This is a genomic window from Collinsella sp. AF04-24 (assembly GCF_003465685.1).
Classification (GTDB): domain Bacteria; phylum Actinomycetota; class Coriobacteriia; order Coriobacteriales; family Coriobacteriaceae; genus Collinsella; species Collinsella aerofaciens_AP.
In genome coordinates this window covers 51701-74027 of record NZ_QSBK01000010.1, presented here as the reverse complement: position 1 = coordinate 74027, position 22327 = coordinate 51701, and the positions used below count along the sequence as shown (strand labels likewise).

Below are 22327 nucleotides of genomic sequence, written 5' to 3'. Positions count from 1 at the left end.
GAATGTGACAAAGGGGGCGTCCCTTTGTCACATTCCATATCGCCGCGGTGGCCTAAAGGCCGCATAAATGTTTATCTAGCTGGGAAAACGGTGCCATTAAAATATGGGCTGATTACCTATAATCCCGTCGAACGTTAAAATTGGGAGGAAACCGGCTTATGGAACAAAAGGCAAAGGAAGTAGCCTCGCACGCTGCGATTCCTGTGAGCATCTCGGCGATGCTCGTCACGCTGGGCGTGGTGTATGGCGATATCGGCACCAGCCCCATGTATGTAACCAAGGCGCTCGTTGCCGGCAACGGCGGCATCGGAAGCGTCACGCAGGAGTTCGTGCTCGGCGCGCTCTCCCTTGTCGTGTGGACGGTCACGCTGCTAACGACCGTCAAGTACGTGCTGATCTCGCTGCGCGCCGACAACCACGGCGAGGGCGGCATCTTTGCCCTGTACAGCCTGGTCAAGCGCTGCGGCAAGTGGCTCATCATCCCCGCCATGCTGGGCGGCGCGGCGCTCCTCGCCGACGGCATCCTGACGCCTGCCGTTACCGTGACCACGGCCATCGAGGGCCTGCGCACCATTCCGGCGGTTCACGCCGTGCTCGGTGACGACCAGGGCCGCGTTGTCGCCATCACGCTCGCCATCATCATCGCGCTCTTCTTGGTGCAGCGCATCGGCACGGCCAAGATCGGTCACGCCTTCGGCCCCATCATGACGCTGTGGTTTTTGTTCCTGGGCGGCACGGGCCTGTTCTTTGTCTGCCAGTATCCCGCGGTGCTGCTGTGCCTCAACCCGTTGCGTGGCATCGCTTTTCTGCTGAGCCCCAACAACCATGCGGGCATCATGATTCTGGGCAGCTGCTTCCTTGCCACCACCGGTGCCGAGGCGCTCTACTCCGACATGGGCCATGTGGGCCGCGGCAACATCTACGCCACCTGGCCGTTCGTTAAGTGCTGCCTGCTGCTGTCCTACATGGGCCAGGGCGCGTGGCTTATCAACAACGCCGGCAACCCGGAGCTCATGGGTATCGCCGACCTCAACCCCTTCTACCAGATGCTCGCCCCGGGTCTGCGCCCCTTTGCCGTCGGCCTTTCCACCGTCGCGGCCATCATCGCCTCGCAGGCGCTCATCACCGGCGCATTCTCGCTGGTGTCCGAGGCCAGCCGCCTGGACCTCATGCCGCATATGCAGGTCTTCTATCCTGCCGAGACCAAGGGCCAGCTCTACATCCCCATGGTCAACAACGTCATGCTTGTCGGCTGCGTCATCGTGGTGCTGTTGTTCCAGAACTCGGCGCACATGGAGGCTGCGTACGGCTTGGCTATTACCCTGACCATGATGTGCACGACGCTGCTGCTCTTCTTCTATCTGCACGTGGAGCGCAAGCTCAAGATCGCGCCGTGGATCTTTGCCGTCTTCTTCCTCATGCTCGAGGGTTTCTTCTTTGTGAGCTCGCTCACCAAATTCTTCCACGGTGGCTATTTCACCATCCTCATGGCCGCGCTCATCATGGGCATCATGGTGTGCTGGTACAACGGTACGGCTGTTGAGCAGCGCCAGTTTACGCTGCTGCCGCTGCGCAGCTACCTGCCGCAGCTCAAGCGCCTGCGCGACGACGATCGCTACGAGCTTATGAGTGACAACATCGTGTACCTGACCAAGGACACCAATACCGACTACATCGACCGCGATATCGTCTACTCGATCTTGGACAAGCACCCCAAGCGCGCTCGCGCCTGGTGGTTCGTGAATGTCGAGACCATGGAGGAGCCGCATACCTTTGCCTACTCGGTCGAGACGTTCGGCACCGACTACGTGTTCCGCGTGCATCTGTATCTGGGCTACAAGATCAACCAGCGCGTCAATGCCTATCTGCGTCAGGTTGTTCAGGATTTGGCTGCCAGCGGCGAGCTGCCGGCACAGACGCATGACTACTCGGTCTACAAGGACCCGGGCAACATCGGTACGTTCAAGTTCGTCATGATCCGTAAGCTTCTGGCGCCCGAGAGCGACGTGGAGCCGAGTGAGCGCACGGCTATCACGCTCAAGTACATCATCCGCCGCGCTGCCGGCACCCCCGCGCGCTGGTACGGCCTGGAGAACTCCAACGTGAGCTTTGAGTACGTGCCGCTGTTCACCAAGTTTAAGGCCGTGAGCAAGATGCAGCGCCTGGCTCCCGACGAGCGTCCGTAGTCGACGTCTGCTGTTTGTCTAGCGACCGCAGGCTGCAAAGGCTATACACTTGAAACCACCACAAGGAGGCCACCACCGCAAAGGTGCCAGTCCCCTTTGTGGTGGTTTTTGTTTTTGAGAGAGGGGCAGGGCGCTGATGGACGTCCGTACGGACGGCGATATGGCCGAGAACTTTTGGTGGCGGCGCACGACGTTGACGCGTCGCAGCCCTCTGTATGACGCCTGCGTGTCGGCGGGACTGCTGGTCGCGGCGACGATTGTGGGCGCGCTGCTCGACCATCCGGGTCTCGCGCCGAGCATCATGATCGTCTATGTGTTCGCCGTGCAGCTGTGCGCATTCTTTACCTGGAGCCGCCTGTATTGCCTGCTGAGTTCGGCTGCCGCCGTGGCGCTCTACAACCTCTTATTTGTCGACCCGCGCTACGCGCTGTCGTTTATCGACCGCGTCTATCCCGGCATGTTCTTCATTATGTTTGCGGTCTCGCTCGTGTCGAGCTCGATTGCGTTGGCCCTGCGCCGCGCCTTGGCGCAGGCCGCCGCCAGCGACCGCCGCACGCAGATGGTGCTCGAGACCAACCGCATGCTGCAGCGCTGCGCCGATAAGCAGCAGATTGTCCATGCCATGGCAACGCAGCTGGCGCGTCTTTCGGGCTGTCCTGTCGTGTGGTACAGCGCCGACGCCGAGGGCGATGACCTGCTGCCGCGTGCGACATACACGGCCGTGGGCGATGCCGCGCCGGTGCACGAACTGGCGCCGCAGATGCCGCCGCGGCTCTCGGCGTCCGCCTATGTGGGAACGCCGCTCGATGCCACCTACGGCGGCTCGGCGTTCTACGGCATCTACCTGACCGTGCGCTCGGGCGACACCATGGTGCGCGCGGGCGATCCCGCCTCGGTGGTGGGCGTGCTGGCTATCGTTGCCGAGCCCGACGTGCTGACGCACGAGGAGCGGACACTTGCCGATGCCATAGTGAGCGAAGGCGAGCTGGCACTCGATCGCGCCCGCGCCATGGAGGCCCGCGAGGAGGCGGCGGTGCTTGCCAAAAATGAGCAGCTGCGCGCCAATCTGCTGCGCTCCATCTCGCACGATCTGCGCACGCCGCTTACCAGTATTTCGGGTAATGCCGACGTGCTGCTCGATCAGGGTTCGACCGGCACCGCGGTGCTCGATGCCCAGACGCGCCGCGGCCTGCTGCTATCAATTCGCTCGGATGCGCTGTGGCTCAACGCCACCGTCGAGAACCTGCTCGCCATCACCAAACTCGAGGGCGGCGGCATGCATCTGTCGACCACGCTCGAGCTTATGGACGATATCGTCGAGGAGGCGCTGCGCCATGTTAATCCGGCCGTGCGCGAGCACGACCTTAAGGTGGTGGCGAGCGATGAGCCGGCGCTCGTCAATGTCGATGCGCGCCTGATGGTGCAGCTGGTGGTAAACCTGGTGAACAATGCCATTACCTACACGCCCGCAGGCTCGCATATCGTGATCTCGATTGACGCCGGCGATGGACGCGTGGCGTGCTCGGTGGCCGATGACGGCCCGGGCATTGCTCCCGAGGACCGCGAGCGTATCTTTGAGTCGTTCTACACCGCCAACCATGGTTTGGCCGATAGCCGACGCAGTGTGGGCCTGGGGCTTTCGCTTTGCCGCTCCATTGCGCTGGCGCATGGCGGTAGCATAGAGGTTGCCGCGGCGGACCCGCACGGCTCGGTCTTTACGATCGAGCTTCCCGCCGCCGACGTTTCGTTTGATAAGGAGTAGCGCTGTGCCGAACTCTGCCGTGAAACCGCTCATCTTGGTCGTTGAGGACGATCCCGCCGTCCGCAACCTTATCGTCGCCGCGCTCGAGGCGCACGGCTTGCGCCATATGGCCGTGGAGACCGCACATGCTGCCATCGCCGCCGCCTCGTCGCAGGCGCCGAGCATTGTGCTGCTCGATCTGGGCCTGCCCGATATGGACGGCGTCAAGGTGGTGGAGTCGGTGCGCACGTGGTCGGGCATGCCGATCATCGTGGTCTCGGCGCGCAGCGAGGACGCGGACAAGATCCGCGCGCTCGATGCTGGTGCCGACGACTACCTGACCAAGCCGTTTTCGGTCGAGGAACTGCTCGCGCGCATTCGCACGACGCTCAGGCGCCTTTCGTATGCGCAAACGGGCGGCGTTGCCTCCGAGGGCTCGTTCGATACCGGTGAGCTGCATATCGATTTTGATGCCGGCATTGCCATGATGGATGGCGAGGAACTGCACCTGACGCCGATCGAGTACAAGCTCCTGTGTCTGCTGGCGCACAACGCCGACAAGGTGTTGACGCACCAGTTTATCCTGCACGAGATTTGGGGCACGGCGACCAAGAGCGACTTGGCGAGCCTGCGCGTCTTTATGGGCACGCTGCGCAAGAAGATCGAGTCCGACCCCGCGCATCCGCGCTATATCCAGACGCACGTGGGTATTGGTTACCGATTGGTCATCCAAGGCTAGATCGCCAACCACCATCCCAATATGAGTTGCGGTGAAATACGGTCTAAATTTGCCTAATTCCAGGCAAAACAGTCCGTATTCCACAGCAACTTTGTTATTTGCCCTTGGGCTTGCTGGCGTAGAACTTCTTCTTTTTGGGCTTGCCGGCGGGGAAGGGCTTGCCGGCAAAGTTGGACTTGCCGTTGCCGGCCTGCGCGTGCGCGGGTACTGCCGCACGTGTCTTGCGGGCCTCGGGGTTGCGCAGTTCCTCGACGCGCTCGGCAATTTCCTCGGCGCTAAAGCCGACCTCGGCCATGGCGTCCTCGATGGGCAGGCGGCGCACGATGTAGCAGTGGTGCACTTTCTGGTTGCGCGCGAAGTCCTCGGGGATGGTCTGCGCCGTAATGTCCTCCAGCACCACGCCCGCGCGGGCGAGCTTGCGCGTTTCGGGGCGGAAGCCGCGCAGGTTGCAGCTAAAGATGGCATGGCCGCCCTGCGCGAGCAGGCGCGATACGCCGGCCAAAAGCTCAACATGGTCGCGCTGGACATCCCAGGTGCGACGGCCCATCTTGGACGAGTTCGAGAACGTGGGCGGGTCGACAAAGATCAGGTCCCAGCGGTTGCGCGTCTGGCGCTGGTCGCGAATCCAGGCGAGCACGTCGTCGCGCACAAAATGATGCTGAGGCCCCACAAAGCCGTTCTGGCACATGTTGCGCTCGGCCCAGTCCAGATAGGTGTTGGAGAGGTCGACCGTCACGGTCTCCTCGACGCCGCCATCGGCCGCGTAGCAGGTGGCAGTGCCGGTGTAGGCAAACAGGTTGAGGAAGCGGCGCGCCTGCTTGGCGTGCTCGCGCACCAGGTTGCGGGTGACGCGGTGGTCCAAGAAGATGCCCACGTCCAGGTAGTCGTCAAAGTTGACGGCAAAGGTGAGGCCGCCCTCTTCGATGAGCGGGAGGCGACGGCGCGCGATGTTGGCGCGTTCGCCCGATCCGCCCTTGCCGGCGCCCTGCTTGCCGTACTGCGAGCCACCGCGCGAACGCATGCGGGCCTTGGCGTGCACATGCTCGGCGGGAACATCTAGGATGCGCGGCGCGATAGCCAGAATGTCGAGCATGCGGGCCTGAGCCAGTGCGGGGTCGATGGTCTTGGGCGCGGCGTATTCGGCGATGACGAGCCAGCGGCCCGGAGTCTGCGGGCAACCCTCGTACAGATCGATGGCGGCGGAGTAGTCGGGCAGGTCGGCATCGTAGACGCGGTAGCAGCTCACGCCCTCGCGCTTTGCCCACTTGCGACGCAGGCGGGCGTTTTTGCGCAGGCGGTTGGCGAACTGCTCGGACTCGGGGATGAGCACGGGCAGCGGCTTGCCGTCGCCCAGGTCGAGCGTGGCGGCGGACTCGGGCATGGCGGGGGCGGGGGCTTCGTCGCTGATGACGTCGTCGGCGTCCGCGGTCTCGCCCTCAGCATTCGCGCTGGTCGCAGCCTCAAACACTGCCGCGGCGTGGTCGAGCGAGGGCCAAACCTCGATAGCTGCTTCCTCGTTATTGGGCATGACGGCGATCGAGTGCTCGGACTCAGCGTGGAGCGCGCGGGCCAGCAATCCGTCGCGGGTGAGCGCGGCGACCGGTGCCGAAGCGAGTTCGGGCGCGCGGCGCAGCTCGCCGACCAGCGTCATGGCGTCGTGCATGAGCGAAAGCGGGGTCTCGGTGGTGTCTGCGACCACGGCGGCGCCGGCGACAGCGCCTGCATGGTCCAGCACAGTGGCTGGCTTGGCAGCGCAAAAGTCGACAAAACGTTTGTAACCGGCGCACTTGACCATGCGCTCGGCAGTCTTGCGGGCGGCGGGGTCGATGTCTACAGCCACGATGCGCGCCTGCCGCTCGCGCGCTGCCGCCTCGCGCTCGCGTGCCTCGGCAAGCAGCTGCTCCCACAGGGCGGCGTCGTGCAGCTGCCAGCCCTCAAAGCCCCAGCGCTCGCGTGTGGCGCCCGGGGCGCGGTCGGTCAGAATGTTCACGGCTTCCAGCAACAGGCCGCCGCCGGCGCACGAGGCATCGATCAGCGTGGGCAGGGCTTCGTTCTCGTAATCATCGGCCGTCAGCTCGCGCTCGCACAGTGCGGTCCAGCCGACCTGCGCCAGCACCAGGGCGGCGTAGTCGGGGCGCAACACGTGCGCACCCTCGCCGGCACGGGTCGCCGCGGGCGGCAGGCGCTTGAACAGCGGGTCGCCCGAAAGGTCCAGGCTTATGCTCGCGCGGCGCTGGCGCAGCGAAAGCAGTAGGTGAACATCGGGGTCGGCGGCATCGACGTCGGCGCGACGGCCCGTGGTCTCGGCCAGACGGTCGCACAGCGCGTCCTTGGCGCGCAGGGCCGAGAAGCGCGTGTTGCGCAACTGCTCGGTCACGCCGCGGGCGGTGATGGCGATGGTGGCGCCGGGGCGGATGATGGTCTCCCAGGCGATGTCGTAAACGCTGTCGTACAGTTCATCGGCATCCTGTGCCTCAAAGCGCCCGAGTACTACGAACACACGGCTCGCCAGGCGCGACCACAGACAGGCGCGGTAGCCTTCTTCGAGCTCGCCCTCAAACGTAGCGCGGCCCTTCAGGCGGCGGACATGCGAAAGCCCGAGGCGTTTAAGCTCATCGGAGAGTGCGGACTCAAAGCCCTCGGGGCAGCTTGCGTAAAATTCCATGGGTGACCTCTCTGGTTGCGTCGCTCCATTATATGATGGATGCTTCGTTTGCCCTTATCCTCGAAAGGAACCCATATGATTGATGCGTGCCCCTCGATTCTCATTTTCATTGCAACAGTCTCAGGGCTCAGCGCAGCGCGTTGCGCTGAGCCCTGAGGCTCGAATCCGGGTAGGCAACCTCAGAGGCGCCGGAATCCCCCGGCCCTCGATGGAGGGAAGCCGGCATGTCCAGACTGAAACCGTCCGGAAGGTCGTACGGGAGGCTCACGAGGCACGAGAGGAATGCGATAGAGAGGATGCTCGACCGCAATCGAAGCGCCCGCGAGATCGCCACGGAGCTCGGCAGGTCGCCCTCGACCGTGACCAGGGGCGCGTGGGGAGGCGACACGTCGCCACCCGGACGCCCGAACGCCAGGGCTCGGTGCCGCAAGTGGGAGTCTGCACGCGGGCTCCCGCCGCCTTAAAGAACTGAAAGCTGGGCGTTAGGCAAATCGATGGCACGTGATCTGCGATTACTCGACCATAGATGGCGTAATCGAGACCAAGGGAGGTCATCATGCGCAAGGCAAACGAGAGCTGGTTCTGACGCGCGAACGACATGGCTGTGGCGGGCGACATGAACCCCGTGGTCCGTGTCCTGTGGGTCGCGCTCATCGTGGGCATCGGCATCGCGACGATGGCCACGCTCTGGATCGTCACGAGGTAGCGCGCCACGAGCGAATGGCGAGGCGTACGGCGTATGCCGCGCTGGCGGAACCCTAACCTCGCTGCTGGACAATCTGCTCGATGAGCTTCGCGACGGAGTCCTCGGCCGCGTCCCCGATCAGGTGATGGGCCGCGGCCTTTGCCTCCGGCATCGCGCCTGCGACTGCGTAGGAGTTCGGCACCTTTTCGAGGAGCGTCACGTCGTTTTCCGAGTCTCCGATAAAAGCGATCTCGTCCAGCGTGACCCCAAGGCTGCTGAGAAGCGCGTCGAGTCCGTTTACCTTGCTCCAGCCAGCCGGAACAACATCGAGGAAGAATGGGACGGGCGAGGGGAAATCAAGCTCTGGGCAGGCTTCCTTGCATCGACTCCGAACGACTTCCGTCGGGGCGGAGCTGACGTTGACGAAGATGCCGGCGGTGATGACGTCACGGTTCGCGGGCACGTCTCCGAGCGCCATGTCTCTTCCGGAGTCCTTAACGACTTCCAGGGCGAATTCGTCGCCAGGCTCGACGGCGCAGAGGAACTGCTCGCAGCGCTTGCCAGTCTCATCGACATCGGCGACTAGCCAGAGTGACGTTCCCGCGTAGGGGCGTACGGCGCTATCGAGCTTGACGAGGGCCTCCGTCGAGAGCGTCTTTTTGAATACGAGTTCGCCGCTGGAGAAGACCTTCTTTCCGTTGGCCATGATGCCGGTCGAGAAACAGCGCGCGTCGCCGTCAAAGGCATCGGCCAGGTCGGCGTAGTCGCGGCCGCTTGCGGGGCCGAACGCGATGCCCGCATCAAGCGCCGAAAGAATCGCGCTGTGCGTGCGCTCCGATACGACCCTTGAGCCAAACGGCAACAGGGTCCCGTCCATGTCTGCGAGGATGAGCTTTATCAAGGGGTCCTCCCGTTTCGGTCTGGGCATCGGTGCGCCGGCGTGCGTCGTTCTAGCTGTATTGCTTGTCTCCCAAGAGATTCTTCGAGATGATCCTGTTAAACTCTACCGGGTCATCCCAGCAAGAGGTCAGGAAGAGGAACAGCAGCTCGATGACGAAGTTGATCGAGCTGTGCGAGAAGGCGACCTCGGTTCCGATGATGGCCTGATCTCGCGAGATGGCTCGGATGATATGTGTGGCACGCTTCGCGAGCGGCGTATCCGGGTTGTCTGTGATCATGATGATGGGGGTGTTCGAATCCTCGGCAGAGTCGAATATGTTGACGAGGCGCTTCGAGTATCCGGACGTCGAAATGACGAGTAGGACGTCATTCTCCTTGAGGCTGGTTGCGGCGGAGACCATGGCTTCGGTGGTACTGGGGCAAAACGCCCTGACCCCAACCTGCGAGAGCTTGAACGCCGCGTTTACGCCCATGCTAATCGAGTTGCCGACGCCCGCGATCAGGACGAGGTTGGCGTTGTGGAGCAGATTGACGACTGCCGAAAAGTCATCGGGGTCAATGAGCGAGGTGGTTTGGGAGAGCTCCTTGACCTTGTGAGACAGGACGTACTTAATGGAGCCCTCGACGTCATCCAGAGTAACCTTGCCGCCCGTGGCCTTTTCCTCGCCGGATGCCCTGCTGATGGATATGCCGAGCGCCAAGCGCATATCCGAATAGGTTCGGTAGTCAAGCGTCCTTGCGAATCTCGAAACAGACGCCGGTGACGTACCGGTTTCTGCGGCGAGTTCGCGGACGGTCATCGTTGCGACGTCCGACGGGTGGTCGAGCACATACGTTGCGATTGCCTTCTCCGAGGGGGATAGGCTGCTCATGACCGCGCAGATGTGGCTGAGCACATCCCCTGTCTTATCCATGGTTACTCCTTGGCCTTGGTTTGCTTTGTATCTTAGGTCAAGAGAGATGAAAATTAGGCAAAATGTTTCATGAGCGGCGAAAAAGCGTTTCACCGCTCATTTCCTACCGTTCACGGTAAATCGGTGCTTCTCCGGCGCAATCTCAGCTTGAGCTGCTATCTTATGAGCCGTGAAACAACGGCACGAAAACGATGAAACAACAGAACATCGTTCCAACGCCTCGAAACTCCGTTTCACGCTTGATGGCGAATCACTTTGAAGCCCAGACGGGCGCCCGGCGAGCAAGAAGGAGGAAGCGCGATGCACAACGCGAAGGCAAACGCAAGCATGACCTCGCTGTTCTTCGCGAACGTCCTCTACTGGGTCTGCGCGGGCGTGTACTCGCCGTTCCTCTCCGCTCACTACGCGAGCCTCGGCCTCAGCGCGGCCCAGACCGGCATCCTCCTCGCGGCGACCCCGGTGTGCGCGCTCGCCATCCAGCCGCTCTGGTCGACGATCGCCGACAAGCTCGGGCGCCGCCGCGCGGTCATCGTGGCCCTCTGCCTTGCGGCGGCGGTACTCGCTCCGCTGTATTACCTGGCGTCGACGTTCGCCCCGGTCCTTCTCGTGACCTTTGCGTTCTCGGCGTTCTTCTCGGGGCTTCTGCCTCTGAGCGACTCCCTCGTCATTGAGCTCGCGGATCGCTCTGGCCTGGACTTTTCTCGCATCCGCATGGGTGGCACCATCGGCTACGCCATCGTCGTCCTGATCGTCGGCAGGCTGCTTGACGCGGCTCCTCAAATCCAGTTCGCGGTGGTCTCCGCGGTGCTGGTGGCCTTCGCGGCTCACATGTGGCGCCTCCCCGAGGCGGGAGTTCGCGCCAATGCCGCGGACGATCCCAAGGTCTCCCACGGAAAGGGCCTCCTCTCGCTGTTCACCAGCAACGAGATCGCCTTCGTCTTGGTCTTCGCCTTCATCAGCTCGGCCGCGATTGGCTTCATCGGGGCGTTCTTGGGCCGCTACGCGGTCGAGCTTGGCGAGGGCCAGAACCTCGTGGGCGTCCTGAGCGCGGTCTCCGCTGCGAGCGAGATCCCCATCCTGCTCGTTTCCTCCAAGCTGGTCAGGCGCTTCGGCGAGATGAACCTCCTGATCTTTTCCTGTTTCATGGCGGCGCTCAGGCTCGTGCTCGTGGGCACCGGCATCGTCCCGGTCATGATCTGCGGCCAGTTGCTGCAGAGCGTGAGTTACATGACCGTTTACTACTCCTGCGTTACCTACATTGCCAACCACACCTACGAGGATTGTCGCGCTCGAGGTCAGAGCGCCTTCGCGATGGTCCAGAGCGGTCTGTCCGTCGTGGTTGCGAACCTGTTTGGCGGTTGGGCGTGCGACGCGCTCGGCACGCACGCGGGTTTCCTGGCCTTCGCCCTCGCTTCAACGATTGCTGCGGTCGTTGCTCTTGTGGCGTACGTGCTGTGGCGTCGAGGCGCGGCGCTACAGCCTGAGGGCCAGGCGGCCGCATAGGCTGTGGTGCCGCGGTTCGCAAGCGCCTGCGTGCCTCGCGCTTCGCTTCGTGTTCAACCAGCTGACGAGCTGAGAACTGTCCGATCCAATGATTATCCAGGTGAAAGGAAGGAAAGATGTCTCTCATCAAGGTCAACGAGCTTCTTCAACATGCGACCGAGCACCACTATGGCGTGCCCGCGATCAACGTCATCAACACGGAGACCATTCGTTATGCGATCCAGGCCGCCGAGGATGAGCACATGCCCCTCATCATCCAGTACTGGCCCGGCTTCGAGGGCCACTGCGCCCTCGACATCATCGCCTTCGCCGCCCGCTATTACGCCGAGCGCGCGAGCGTGCCCATCGCCGTCCACCAGGATCACTCCGCTGGTTACGAGATCGCCGTCAAGGGCGTCAAGGCTGGCTTCCCCTCCGTCATGGTCGACGGTTCCTCACTTCCCTATGAGGAGAACTTCCAGCTCACGAAGGACGTCGTCCAGGTCGCCAAGGTCTTCGACGTCGACATCGAGGCCGAGCTTGGCCATGTCGGCAACGGCTCCGACGCCAACGACTTCGTGAACAGCGACCACTACACCGACCCGAACCTCGCCGAGGAGTTCGTCGAGGGCACCGGTTGCGGCTCGCTTGCCATCGCCGTCGGCAACGCCCACGGCCCCTACGTCAAGGTCCCGAACCTCGACATGGAGCGCATCAAGGCCTGCAGGGAGGCCGTCAGCGTCCCCCTCGTCATGCACGGATGCTCCGACATCCCCGACGAGCAGCTCCAGGAGGCCGTGAACCTCGGCATGAGTAAGTTCAACATCGCCACGGAGTACTTCCGTTCCATGTACCGCGCCTTCGAGAAGGACATAAACTCCGGCAAGAACGACGGCAACGGCGTTGGCCTCCTGATGGACGCCGCCCCCGACATGCGCGCGTTCGTCGCCAGCAAGATCCAGCTTCTGAACCCCAACCACTATTCGCTCTAGGAGAGACTCGATGAAGAAAGTTCTTGTCGCGTCGCACGGCCACCTCGCAAGTGGAATCAGGAGCTCGATCGGGATCCTGACCGGCATGGCGGACATGGTGGAAGCAGTTGACTGCTACGTGGACGACTCCGATTTCACCCCTCGCATCCAGGCCTTTATTGACTCGGTGGGCCCTGAGGACGAGGCCATCATCTTCACCGACATCTACGGTGGCTCCGTCTTCCAGAAGGTCGTCCTCATGGAACCGGAGAAGCGCGGGATCGTCCACGTCACCGGTATGAATCTCGGTCTCGTGATCGAGGCGCTCCTCGGCGCCGAGCCGGTCACGGCAGATTCGATCAAGCAGAGCGTCGAGCTGGCGAGGGCGACGATGCAGGTCGTCGAGCCTCCGAGCAAGGCCGCGGACAACGAGGGGTCCGACGGAGACTTCTTCGATTAGAGAACACTAACAAGCAGGGAATGAGGAAACAATGATTGTTCAGGTTCGAGTCGATGACCGTCTGATTCACGGACAGGTCGCCCTGGTGTGGACCAAGGAGCTCAACACCACCAGGATCATCGTCGCCAACAAGCACGCCGTGGAGAGCGACGCCCTTCGCATGACGCTTTCCATGGGTACGCCGGCGGGCCAGAAGCTCCTCGTCAAGGACGTTCCGGATGCCTGCCGCATCGCGAACGATCCGCGTGCGGACTCCATGCGCATCTTCGCGCTCACCAACTGCGTGCGTGACGTGCTTGAGCTCGTTAAGGGCGCGCCGGGCAAGATCGAGGGCGTGAACGTTGCCAACGTCGGCCGCTTCGACAAGTCTGATCCGGATAGCAAGGTCGCCCTCAACTCCACGATCATGCTCAACCCGGATGAGCTAGAGGCTGCGAAGGAGCTTTGCGAGCAGGGTATTCCGGTTTTCCATCAGCTTATCCCGTCCAATCCCAAGACTCCTCTCAAGAGTCTGATCGAGGCGGCGGAGAAATAAGGGGATTTGGCCAGGCGGCCAAATGAAATGAGAGAAAGGAAGTCAAATGATTGGGTTAGCAGTAATGGCTTGGTTGACCGTGCTGATTTGCTACGGCGGCAACTGGGTTCTCGGCCAGTGTATGATCGAGCGTCCTCTCGTGGTCGGCCTCGTTGCGGGCCTTCTGATGGGCGACGTCAAGACCGGTGTCATCATCGGTGCCTCTCTCGAGGCGATCTTCATGGGCGCGGTTAACATCGGTGGCGCCATCTCCGCCGAGCCCATTACCGCGACCGCCCTCGCCGTCGCCTTCACCGTTGGCGCCGGCATCGACCAAGGCGCCGCCATCACGCTGGCCGTTCCCGTTGGCGTCGTCACCGCGTTCCTCTCGATCTTCATGAACAACGTGTTCCTCGCGTTCTTTGCCGCCACCTTTGACAAGATGGCCGCCGAGGGCAACGAGAAGGGCCTCGCGCTTCAGCACTTCGTTCTCTGGTTCGTTAAGTACGCCGCCTTTGGCCTCATCGCCTTCCTCGGTGTTTACCTTGGCGCCGAGCCCGTTGCCGCCATCGTCAACCAGATTCCGGCCAATGTCATGAGCGGCCTCAACGCCGTGGGCGCCCTCCTGCCCGCCGTTGGTATGGCGCTCCTGCTCCAGATGCTGTGGAGCACCGAGCTCAGCATCTACTTCTTCCTGGGCTTCACGCTCTACCAGTACCTCGGCCTCCCGATGATCGCCATCGCGGTTCTCGGCGTCATCATCGCGGTTGCCTCCGCCCTCCGCGACAAGGAGATTTTCGATCTCACCAAGAAGGGCATGGCCACCCAGGCCGTTTCCAGCGACTCTGTAACCAGCGACGAGGAGGATTTCTTCGCATGAGCAACCTGACCAAGAATGTGAGCCCTGAAGACAAGAAGATGCTCAACAGCATTTTCCTGCGCTCTTTCTCCGTGTTCGCCTCCTGCGCCGGCGGTTCCGTCAAGGCTGGCGCCGACGGCTGGCTGTACTCCGTCCAGCCCGCGCTTAACCGCTACTACTCCGATGACCCCGAGGCCCGTGCCGATGCCATGAAGCGTCACACGACTTGGTACAACATTACCCAGAACGTCGGCACGTTCGCCATGGGCCTCGTCGCCTCCATGGAGAGGGAGAACTCGCAGCACGAAGACTTCGACACCGAGTCCATCGACGGCATCAAGGTTTCCCTGATGGGCCCGATGTCCGGCATCGGTGACGCAATCTTCTGGGGCGTCCTGCGTGTCATCGCCGCTGGCATTGGCATCAACCTCGCCATGAGCGGCTCGCCCCTCGGCGCGATCATGTTCCTGCTGATCTACAACATCCCGTCGATCCTCTGCCGATACTTCATGACCTACCTCGGCTTCAGCATGGGCACCAACTTCATCTCCGAGATGTACGAGGGTGGTCTCATGAAGCTCATCACCAAGGCGACCTCCACGGTTGGCCTCGTGATGATCGGCGCCATGACCGCGGCGAACGTCCAATTCAACACGATCCTGTCCATTCCGGTTCAGGACTCTGACCCCGTCATGATCCAGACCTACCTCGACTCGATCTTCAAGGGCATCGTGCCCCTGGGACTTACGCTCGTCGTCCTCTGGCTCCTGCGCAAGAAGAACGTGAACGTCAACATCATCCTGGTTGGCATCATGATTCTGGCGCTCGTCCTCGGCCTCGTGGGCATCGTGTAGGGCGGCTTCCGGATCATTCGAAGCTTGTTCAAGGCAATTCCCGGCGGCACGCGATCGAGGACATTCGACGCGTGCCGCCCCATTAGAAGGAGAGAACATGCGCTACACGCACCTCAAGAACTCCGACGTCGACGTCTCCCAGCTCGCCGTGGGCACCTGGGCGATCGGCGGCGACTCCTTTGGTGAGAACGATGACGCCGCCAGCATGTCCGCTATCCGCACCATGCTCGATCACGGAGTCAACCTCATTGACACCGCGCCGTGCTATGGCAACGGCACATCTGAGAAGGTCGTCGGCAACGCGCTCAGGGGCATCGACCGAGAGAGCTACCTGCTCTCGACCAAGGTTGGCCTGATCACCAGCGCCGCCGGCTATGACCGCGACTCCTCGTTCAAGAATATCATGAGGGAGGTCGAGAGCTCGCTGCGCAACCTCCGCACCGACTACATCGACTTCTACTTCGTGCACTGGCCCGACGCCAAGACCCCGTTCTCCGAGACGATGTGCGCCCTCCAGCTCCTCAAGGAGCAGGGCAAGATTCGCCACATCGGCGTCTCCAACTTCACGCCCGAGATGATCGAGGAGTGCGAGAAGGTCGCTCAGGTCGACGTCCAGCAGCCGCCCTACTCCATGGTCGACCGCTCCTCCGAGGACCTCATCAAGTGGGGCTACGAGCGTGGCATCGACTCCTTCACCTATGGCTCCCTTGGCGCGGGCATCCTGTCGGGCAAGTTCCGCGAGCTGCCGAAGTTCGGGGAGGGCGACGTCCGCGCCGGCTTCTACGACTACTTCCAAGAGCCCAAGTTCTCTCGCGTCCAGGAGCTGCTCAAGGTCATGGACGAGATCGCCGAGGCTCACGACAAGCCCGTGGCACAGGTCGCCGTGAACTGGAGCACCCAGAAGGAGTACGTGGGCACCGCGCTCGTTGGCGTGCGCACGGACGCCCACGCGATTCAGAACTGCGAGACGTTCGAGTGGGAGCTGTCCGCCGATGAGATGGCCAAGCTTGACGCCAAGCTTGACGAGCTGAAGATCGGCTAGCCATGGGCGCTGAGGAGAGGAAGTACCCCGCTTCCGAGCTTGAAGTGCTTGAGCGTGGAGCTAGGGAGGTCGTCGAGCCCAACGGGCTGAAGCTCCTACTGAAGCCCGTGCCGGGAGATGGGCGCGAGCACGTGCTCGATCCGCGCGTCTATGCGCGCGCCCACGCGAAGCTCGCTGCCGGTCCGGCGCCGGCGGGGCCGGTGGACGTGATCGCGTGGCGCTCTGCGCCCAACAAGGAGACCCACGTCGTGAGGGGCGTGGGCGTTGCCAAGAAGACCGTCGTCATGAACTTTGGCGACAGGGGCATTCCCCTGCACGTCTTCACGCCCGAGAGCCACGAGAGCGGTTCTGCCGCGCTCGTGTTCATCCATGGCGGCGGCTTTATGGTGGGCAACATCGGCCAGTACGAGAACTGCCTGCGCGACATCGCGGAGCGAACGGGCTGTGTCGCGATCTACCCGGAGTACCGTCTGTCTCCCGAGACGATGTTCCCTGGTGGCGTCGAGGACTGCGTGAAGACGCTCGGCTGGCTTGTCGAGCATGCGGATGAGCTGGGTGTCGACGCGACGCGAGTCGCCGTGGCTGGCGACTCCGCGGGCGGAAGCCTGACCAACGCCGTCGTCCTTGACGGGTCTCATGCGGACAGGATCAAGCTCGTGGTCGAGCTGTATCCGCTCGTCGACGGCGGCCCCGTTCCGGAGGAATGGTCCTATGACCTCTATGAGATCGTGAAGGACCAGAGGGCCGAGGCTCTGAGCAGGGTTGATCGCATCCGCAATGCCAACGACGACCTGCCGCTGATGTATACCAACGGCAATGCGGAGGAGATGCTCGACCCGAGGGTGTCTGCCCTGTTCGCGGAGGACGTGAGCGCGTTCCCCCGCACGGTCATCATCTCTTCCGAGTATGACTACCTGCGCTATCAGGACGAGTTGTTCGCGATGAGGCTGCAGGATGCGGGCGTTGACGTCACCGCGATTCGCTATCGCGGCTGCGACCACGGCTTCTTCGAGATGTACGGCGTGATGCCTCAGGCCGAGGACGTCTGCCGCGTCATCTCCGAGGAGCTTGCGAAGATCTAGGGGCTCGTCGCGGCGGCCTTCTGGACGAGTGACGGTCCGGCGGGATGCTAGGTGCGTCCCGCCGGACCTTTGCGTTGGCGGGCGCGTGTGGGGGTTTGCCTCGGCGGTGCCAGATTGACTGGGAGACGCGTTTGCCGCCGATCTTCCAAGCGAGCCCAGCAAGCAAACCGCGAGCTGAGCCCCAAGGGCATTGACAAGGGCGTGGGCGTGGCGCGAGCGCTGGAGTATCTGGGCCGTGAGGGAAATGCGCGCACCTTTGGCTTTGGCGATTCGGGCAACGACCTGGGCATGCTCGCTGCGGTCGAGACGGCCGTGGCCATGGGCAACGCCATGCCCGAGGTCAAGGCGCTCGCCGACTACGTGACCGACGATGTCGTACACGACGGTACCGTCACCGCCATGCAGCATTTCGGCCTCATCTAATGAATCTCGCGTTCTGACGTTTGCTCAAACTGCGAATCTTTGCTTTTGCATGCTCAATCGATTTATCAATCCAAACGCTGAGGTGTTTATACCGTTCGCCGAGAAGATAAAAACCCGCAGCTCACGCCTTGATAAACGTAGGTAAAGTGTTTAGCAGTGCAACGCCCATGTGCAAGCGAAAGGAATCAGGCAGATGGCAATCAAGGTGTTCGCTGACGGTGCAAACCTCGAGGGCATGCTCGACATGTACGAGAATGGCAACGTTCAGGGTTTCACGACCAACCCGTCCCTTATGAAGAAGGGCGGCGTGACGGATTACCGCGCGTTTGCCAAGGAGGTCCTGGCCCACATCACCGATGTGTCCGTCTCGTTTGAAGTCTTTGCCGACGACACCGAGACCATGGAGGTCGAGGCCCGCGAGATCGCCACCTGGGCCGAGAACGTCTACGTCAAGATCCCGTGCGTGACCACCAAGGGCGAGTCCACCGCCGAGCTGGTGTGCAAGCTTTCCGCCGACGGCATCAAGGTCAACGTCACCACCATCTTTACGCCTGCGCAGGTCGACGAGATGGTAGAGGCCGTTGACGCCGAGACGCCGTCTATCATCTCGCTCTTTGCCGGCCGTATCGCCGATACCGGCATCGATCCCATTCCGTTTATGACGGAGTCGGTCAAGAAGGCCGCCGCCAAGCCCAACTGCGAGGTCCTGTGGGCGTCCACGCGCGAGCTTATTAACATTTACCAGGCCGAGGCCTGCGGTTGCCAGATTATCACAGTGCCCAACAGCATCTTGGCCAAGCGCAAGAACATCGGCCGCGACCCGTACGAGGTCTCGCTCGACACCGTGCGCGGTTTTGCCAAGGATATCGCCGCTTTGGGCTTCCATATCCTGCCGTAACGCGAACACTGGCTGCGCCGCGGGTTGTTCGCTCCGGCCTTTCCTTTCCCTATCGCTCACGCGCTTCGCGAGGGTCGCGCTAGGCAAAGGAAAGGCCGGGGCTGCCGACGCGAACTTGCCAGTAGGTTCTGAGCTGAATAAGACTTGGCTGGTGCTGCCTCTTTGATGGGTCGGCACCATTTTTGTTGCGGTATCTGCAAGTTTTCCCATTGGGCGAGAAAAACTTGCAAGTTCGACGATGGGCAGCGGCGGTTCGTCCTTTGCTGTTACTTCCCCTGCACCATGGTGAGGGAGATTTTCTTGCGGTCGCGATCGACCTTTTCGACCCACACCTTTACCGTGTCACCGACGCGTACCACGTCGCTCGGGTGCTTGACAAAGCGGTTGGCCAGCTTGGAGATGTGTACGAGGCCGTCCTGGTGCACGCCCACGTCGACAAAGGCACCAAAGTCGACGACGTTGCGCACCGTGCCCTTGAGTTCCATGCCGGGTTCCAGGTCATCGATGGAAAGCGCCGAGCGGCTAAAGACCACCTCGGGCGCGTCGTCGCGCGGGTCGCGCCCGGGCTTCTTGAGCTCGTTGACGATGTCGATGAGCGTTAAGGTGCCGCAGTCCAGGTCGCTTGCCAGTGCCGAGATGCTGCCCAGACGGCGCTCGATATCGGGCACGCCGCCACGGCTGAGCTCGCTTGCCGCAACGCCGGCGCGCTCCAGGACGGCCGTGGCCACCTCGTAGCTCTCGGGGTGGACGCTTGTCGCGTCGAGCGGGTTCTTGCCGCCGCTGATGCGCAAAAAGCCCGCGGCGTTGAGATATGCCTTGGGGCCCAGCTTGGGGACCTTCTTAAGCTGGCGGCGATCGGTAAAGGCGCCGTTTTCCTCGCGGTGGGCCACGATGTTCTTGGCCACGCTCGGCGTGATACCCGATACGTATCCCAGCAGGCTCGCGCTCGCGGTGTTTACGTCGACGCCCACGCGGTTGACGACGTCTTCCACCACGTGGCCCAGGGTGCGCGAAAGCTCGGCCTGGTCAAGGTCGTGCTGGTACTGGCCAACGCCGATGGACTGGGGCGGAATCTTGACGAGCTCTGCCAGCGGGTCCTGCAGGCGGCGGCCCAGGCTCATGGCGCCGCGCACGGTGACATCCAGATCGGGATACTCCTGGCTCGCGAGCTCGGAGGCGGAGTACACCGACGCGCCCGCCTCGTTGACGATGGTGTAGCGAAGGCTGGGCGCCTGCTCGGCAATAAACTCCGAGACGACTTCCTCGGTCTCGCGGCTGGCGGTGCCGTTGCCGATGACGATGGTGTTGACGCCGTTCTTCTTGACGAGGCGGGCGAGCTCACGCTTGGTGCCGGCGACGTCGTGGCGCGGCTTGGTGGGGTAGACCACGCCGTGGTCGAGTAACTTGCCGGTCTCGTCCATGACGGCGACCTTGCAGCCGGTACGGTAGCCCGGATCGAGCGCGAGCACGCGGGCGCCGCGCACGGGGCGTGCCGAGAGCAGGCCTTCGAGATTCTTGGCAAAGACGTTGATGGCCTCGGTCTGGGCGCGAACGGTGAGTTTGGCGCGGGCCTCGCGCTCCAGCGAGGGAGCCATGAGGCGTTTGTAGCCGTCGGCGATGGCGGCATCGAAGATGGGAGCAAACACGCCCTGGCGTCGGGGCCAACGGCTGCCGAGGCGCACCGTGGCGGCAGCGCCGTCGACGTTCACGCGCACGCGGAGCTTGCCCTCGCGCTCACCGCGGTCGATAGCCAGCACGCGGTGGTTGGGTATACGGCGCAGCGGCTCATCATAGCTGTAGTACGGCTCGTAGGGGGTCTTCTCGGCGGGGTCGGTGGCCTCGACGACGATGTCGGCGGTGTTTTGCGTAAAGGTGCGCAGGTCGGCGACGTTCTCCGGGTCCTCGGCTACCGTCTCGGCCACGATGTCGGCGGCGCCGGCAAGCGCCTTCTCGGGCGTGTCGAAGCCGGCCTCCTCGTTAACGTATGCCGCGGCGGTGTCGAGCGCGCTGCCCTTGGCGGATGCCTGCATGATGATCATGTTGGCAAGCGGCTCCAGGCCTGCCTCGCGGGCCTTCTGCGCGCGGGTCATGCGCTTTTTGCGGTAGGGCTTGTAGAGGTCCTCGACACGCTGGAGCTGCGTGGCCTCGCGGATCTGTGCCTCGAGCTCGGGCGTGAGTTTGCCCTGGGCGTCGATAAGCAGAATGACGTCCTCTTTGCGCTGTTCAAGATTGCGCAGGTAGGACAGGCGCTCGTCGAGTGCGCGCAGGGCGACGTCGTCCATGCCACCCGTTGCTTCCTTGCGGTAGCGCGAAATAAAGGGGATGGTGTTGCCCTCGTCGATGAGCTTGACGGCCGCCTCGATGTTGGCGGCCTTAAGGTTGAGCTCGCGGGCGAGCTGGGCGATAAGATCCATGGGACTCCTTGCGTTTAAGGTGCGTTTGCAGCACAGAGCTACCAAGGATACCACCTGCCACTTCGCCCAAAAAAGACTGTTTTGGCGCGGAACCACGAAAGCGGCCTATCTACTACGTTTGAACCGTGTGGGTCGACCATCCCCCGATCTTCCGAAAATGCGCAACCTGTCTACCTGCGGTTTTTATTCCGCGAAATTTGGCATGGTTGAGGGCGATCGGTTAAACGTAGTAGATAGGCACATTTCGTGGCGAACGAACCAAGCTGAGGTGCAAAAAGGCCCCCCGTCTCAGAAAATCATTGGAAACGTAGCAAAATGCCCCGCGGGCAGGAGGCTGCTCGCGGGGCAAAGAAGAGGGGCTTATTTGTGGCGGACCGAGGGACTCGGCATGGGGTTTCTGCCGCGGCCGCTCTCAAGGCATTACAGCTCGACGAGCTGGCCGGTCTCGGCGGCCTCCTTGATGGCGTTGAGAAGCGTGAGCGTCTTGACGTTGTCGGCCGGCGTCACGACGGGCTCGACCTCGCGGCGGACAACCTTCACAAAGTGCTTGAGCTGCATCTTGTGCGGCAGCGCCGGGTCGACGGCAGGAATCTCCATCTGCAGCGGCTTATGCCAGTTGGAGGCGCCGTCGTAGGAGAACTGGTGCAGGCGGGGCAGCGACAGGGCGCCTTTAGTGCCGCCGATGAAGTAGGCGTCGGCGTCGAAGGGGCGGTACTGCGGGTCCTCGCGGGCGGTCGCCTCCCAGTTCCAGGGGCTGGCGGTGGCGTCGGAGATGGTCATGCTCGCGAGCGCGCCATCGGCAAAGCGGACGTTGACCACGGCGGAGTCCTCGGTCTCAAAGCCGCGGGCGGCGCTGGACTGCATGCCCTGGACGGCGACGGGCTCGCCCAACAGGTAGCGGAGCAGGTCGACGTCGTGAACCAGATTGACCAGGATCGGGCCGGCACCCTTCTTGCGGCGCCACTCGACATCGAAGTACTCGTCGTTCTTATAGATCATGTAGTGGAAGCTCGACACGGTGAGCTTGCCCAGCTCGCCGGACTCGATGATCTCCTTGGCCTTGTTGACGAAGGGGTTGTGGCGACGGTGCTGACCCACGAGCACGGGCACGCCGGCGGTCTCGGCCTCGGCGGCGAAGGCCTGGGCATCCTCGAGATCGTTGGAGATCGGCTTTTCGACCAGTGGCACGATGTTGCGCTTGATGGCCTCGCGGGCAACGCCCAGGTGCAGGTCGTTGGGGGTGGCGATGATGACGGCCTCGGGCTTGACCTCGTCCATCATCTGGGCGGGATCGGTAAAGAACGGCACGCCGGCGGCCTCGGCCGTGGCGCGGGCGCCCTCAAAGGCGTCGGCGATGGCGACGAGCTCGGCCTCGGGCTCCTCGGTGACAAAGCGGACGTGGTTGCGGCCCATGGCGCCGGCGCCGATGACGGCAATGCGGACGGGGTTGAGCTCAGACATTTCGACTCCTTAATACTGGTGACCGGTGGAATGCGAC

General features: G+C 62.7%; 19 protein-coding genes. 14 read left to right on the top strand and 5 right to left on the bottom strand.

Features of this window, described 5'->3' with window-relative positions; translation table 11 throughout:
- Positions 1–158: 158 nt before the first annotated feature.
- From DWV32_RS05505 to DWV32_RS05495, 3 genes are all read left to right on the top strand, one after another.
- The gene (locus tag DWV32_RS05505) at positions 159–2186 is read left to right on the top strand and encodes a KUP/HAK/KT family potassium transporter (protein WP_117757505.1); all 2028 of its coding nucleotides are present in this window, start codon (positions 159–161) and stop codon (positions 2184–2186) included.
- A 136-nt stretch (positions 2187–2322) separates the two neighbouring features.
- The gene (locus tag DWV32_RS05500; protein ID WP_117757504.1) at positions 2323–3948 is read left to right on the top strand and encodes an ATP-binding protein; all 1626 of its coding nucleotides are present in this window, start codon (positions 2323–2325) and stop codon (positions 3946–3948) included.
- A 4-nt stretch (positions 3949–3952) separates the two neighbouring features.
- Complete coding sequence (locus DWV32_RS05495) at positions 3953–4666, top strand: response regulator (RefSeq protein WP_199407905.1); 714 nt, start codon at positions 3953–3955, stop codon at positions 4664–4666.
- A 94-nt stretch (positions 4667–4760) separates the two neighbouring features.
- On the opposite strand, the gene rlmKL is transcribed toward DWV32_RS05495, so the two are convergent.
- A complete protein-coding gene (gene rlmKL / locus DWV32_RS05490) occupies positions 4761–7331 on the bottom strand; it encodes a bifunctional 23S rRNA (guanine(2069)-N(7))-methyltransferase RlmK/23S rRNA (guanine(2445)-N(2))-methyltransferase RlmL (protein ID WP_117757503.1) in 2571 nt (856 codons plus the stop codon).
- Between the two features lie 224 nt (positions 7332–7555).
- Here rlmKL and DWV32_RS10490 point away from each other — a divergent pair, with 224 nt between their 5' ends.
- A complete protein-coding gene (locus DWV32_RS10490) occupies positions 7556–7795 on the top strand; it encodes a helix-turn-helix domain-containing protein (RefSeq protein WP_255413143.1) in 240 nt (79 codons plus the stop codon).
- A gap of 294 nt (positions 7796–8089) precedes the next feature.
- On the opposite strand, the gene DWV32_RS05480 is transcribed toward DWV32_RS10490, so the two are convergent.
- Entirely contained in the window at positions 8090–8917 is an 828-nt protein-coding gene (locus tag DWV32_RS05480; RefSeq protein WP_158566084.1) for an HAD hydrolase family protein, read from the bottom strand.
- Between the two features lie 49 nt (positions 8918–8966).
- Positions 8967–9830 (bottom strand): MurR/RpiR family transcriptional regulator, encoded by an 864-nt coding sequence (locus DWV32_RS05475; RefSeq protein WP_117757501.1) that lies wholly within the window; start codon positions 9828–9830, stop codon positions 8967–8969.
- Between the two features lie 300 nt (positions 9831–10130).
- On the opposite strand from DWV32_RS05475, the gene DWV32_RS05470 reads away from it, so the two are divergent.
- The 10 genes from DWV32_RS05470 to DWV32_RS05425 all read left to right on the top strand — a co-directional run bounded on the left by DWV32_RS05470 (position 10131) and on the right by DWV32_RS05425 (position 18415).
- Positions 10131–11333 carry an MFS transporter gene (locus DWV32_RS05470; RefSeq protein WP_117757500.1) on the top strand — a complete coding sequence of 401 codons (1203 nt, stop codon included), beginning with the start codon at positions 10131–10133 and terminating at the stop codon, positions 11331–11333.
- 116 nt (positions 11334–11449) lie between these two features.
- On the top strand, positions 11450–12304 hold the full coding sequence (locus DWV32_RS05465; RefSeq protein ID WP_117757499.1) for a class II fructose-bisphosphate aldolase: 855 nt from the start codon (positions 11450–11452) through the stop codon (positions 12302–12304).
- Between the two features lie 10 nt (positions 12305–12314).
- Complete coding sequence (locus tag DWV32_RS05460; RefSeq protein ID WP_117757498.1) at positions 12315–12743, top strand: PTS sugar transporter subunit IIA; 429 nt, start codon at positions 12315–12317, stop codon at positions 12741–12743.
- Positions 12744–12774: 31 nt separating this feature from the next.
- Positions 12775–13278 carry a PTS sugar transporter subunit IIB gene (locus DWV32_RS05455; RefSeq protein ID WP_055251944.1) on the top strand — a complete coding sequence of 168 codons (504 nt, stop codon included), beginning with the start codon at positions 12775–12777 and terminating at the stop codon, positions 13276–13278.
- Positions 13279–13324: 46 nt separating this feature from the next.
- Positions 13325–14137, top strand: a complete 813-nt coding sequence (locus DWV32_RS05450) for a PTS sugar transporter subunit IIC (RefSeq protein WP_117757497.1) — start codon at positions 13325–13327, stop codon at positions 14135–14137.
- Positions 14134–14970 (top strand): PTS system mannose/fructose/sorbose family transporter subunit IID, encoded by an 837-nt coding sequence (locus DWV32_RS05445; RefSeq protein WP_117757496.1) that lies wholly within the window; start codon positions 14134–14136, stop codon positions 14968–14970. Before DWV32_RS05450 ends, DWV32_RS05445 begins: the two co-directional genes overlap by 4 nt.
- Positions 14971–15067: 97 nt before the next feature.
- Complete coding sequence (locus DWV32_RS05440; protein ID WP_117757495.1) at positions 15068–16012, top strand: aldo/keto reductase; 945 nt, start codon at positions 15068–15070, stop codon at positions 16010–16012.
- Between the two features lie 2 nt (positions 16013–16014).
- The gene (locus tag DWV32_RS05435) at positions 16015–17094 is read left to right on the top strand and encodes an alpha/beta hydrolase (protein WP_117757494.1); all 1080 of its coding nucleotides are present in this window, start codon (positions 16015–16017) and stop codon (positions 17092–17094) included.
- A gap of 114 nt (positions 17095–17208) precedes the next feature.
- Positions 17209–17517, top strand: a complete 309-nt coding sequence (locus DWV32_RS05430; RefSeq protein ID WP_233540416.1) for an HAD family hydrolase — start codon at positions 17209–17211, stop codon at positions 17515–17517.
- A 193-nt stretch (positions 17518–17710) separates the two neighbouring features.
- Positions 17711–18415 (top strand): transaldolase, encoded by a 705-nt coding sequence (locus DWV32_RS05425; RefSeq protein ID WP_187361827.1) that lies wholly within the window; start codon positions 17711–17713, stop codon positions 18413–18415.
- Between the two features lie 266 nt (positions 18416–18681).
- Here the strand turns inward: DWV32_RS05425 and DWV32_RS05420 are convergent, their stop codons facing one another.
- Both DWV32_RS05420 and DWV32_RS05415 read right to left on the bottom strand, forming a co-directional pair.
- The gene (locus tag DWV32_RS05420) at positions 18682–20829 is read right to left on the bottom strand and encodes a Tex family protein (protein WP_117757491.1); all 2148 of its coding nucleotides are present in this window, start codon (positions 20827–20829) and stop codon (positions 18682–18684) included.
- 420 nt (positions 20830–21249) lie between these two features.
- A complete protein-coding gene (locus DWV32_RS05415) occupies positions 21250–22290 on the bottom strand; it encodes a Gfo/Idh/MocA family protein (RefSeq protein ID WP_117757490.1) in 1041 nt (346 codons plus the stop codon).
- Between the last annotated feature and the right edge of the window lie 37 nt (positions 22291–22327).

Bases quoted from the DNA above. Each gene is read 5' to 3' on its own strand.
- DWV32_RS05505 (WP_117757505.1), top strand. From the start codon at position 159: ATGGAACAAAAGGCAAAGGAAGTAGCCTCGCACGCTGCGATTCCTGTG.
- DWV32_RS05500 (WP_117757504.1), top strand. From the start codon at position 2,323: ATGGACGTCCGTACGGACGGCGATATGGCCGAGAACTTTTGGTGGCGG.
- rlmKL (WP_117757503.1), bottom strand. From the start codon at position 7,331: ATGGAATTTTACGCAAGCTGCCCCGAGGGCTTTGAGTCCGCACTCTCC.
- DWV32_RS10490 (WP_255413143.1), top strand. From the start codon at position 7,556: ATGTCCAGACTGAAACCGTCCGGAAGGTCGTACGGGAGGCTCACGAGG.
- DWV32_RS05475 (WP_117757501.1), bottom strand. From the start codon at position 9,830: ATGGATAAGACAGGGGATGTGCTCAGCCACATCTGCGCGGTCATGAGC.
- DWV32_RS05470 (WP_117757500.1), top strand. From the start codon at position 10,131: ATGCACAACGCGAAGGCAAACGCAAGCATGACCTCGCTGTTCTTCGCG.
- DWV32_RS05465 (WP_117757499.1), top strand. From the start codon at position 11,450: ATGTCTCTCATCAAGGTCAACGAGCTTCTTCAACATGCGACCGAGCAC.
- DWV32_RS05460 (WP_117757498.1), top strand. From the start codon at position 12,315: ATGAAGAAAGTTCTTGTCGCGTCGCACGGCCACCTCGCAAGTGGAATC.
- DWV32_RS05455 (WP_055251944.1), top strand. From the start codon at position 12,775: ATGATTGTTCAGGTTCGAGTCGATGACCGTCTGATTCACGGACAGGTC.
- DWV32_RS05450 (WP_117757497.1), top strand. From the start codon at position 13,325: ATGATTGGGTTAGCAGTAATGGCTTGGTTGACCGTGCTGATTTGCTAC.
- DWV32_RS05445 (WP_117757496.1), top strand. From the start codon at position 14,134: ATGAGCAACCTGACCAAGAATGTGAGCCCTGAAGACAAGAAGATGCTC.
- DWV32_RS05440 (WP_117757495.1), top strand. From the start codon at position 15,068: ATGCGCTACACGCACCTCAAGAACTCCGACGTCGACGTCTCCCAGCTC.
- DWV32_RS05435 (WP_117757494.1), top strand. From the start codon at position 16,015: ATGGGCGCTGAGGAGAGGAAGTACCCCGCTTCCGAGCTTGAAGTGCTT.
- DWV32_RS05425 (WP_187361827.1), top strand. From the start codon at position 17,711: ATGGCAATCAAGGTGTTCGCTGACGGTGCAAACCTCGAGGGCATGCTC.
- DWV32_RS05420 (WP_117757491.1), bottom strand. From the start codon at position 20,829: ATGGATCTTATCGCCCAGCTCGCCCGCGAGCTCAACCTTAAGGCCGCC.
- DWV32_RS05415 (WP_117757490.1), bottom strand. From the start codon at position 22,290: ATGTCTGAGCTCAACCCCGTCCGCATTGCCGTCATCGGCGCCGGCGCC.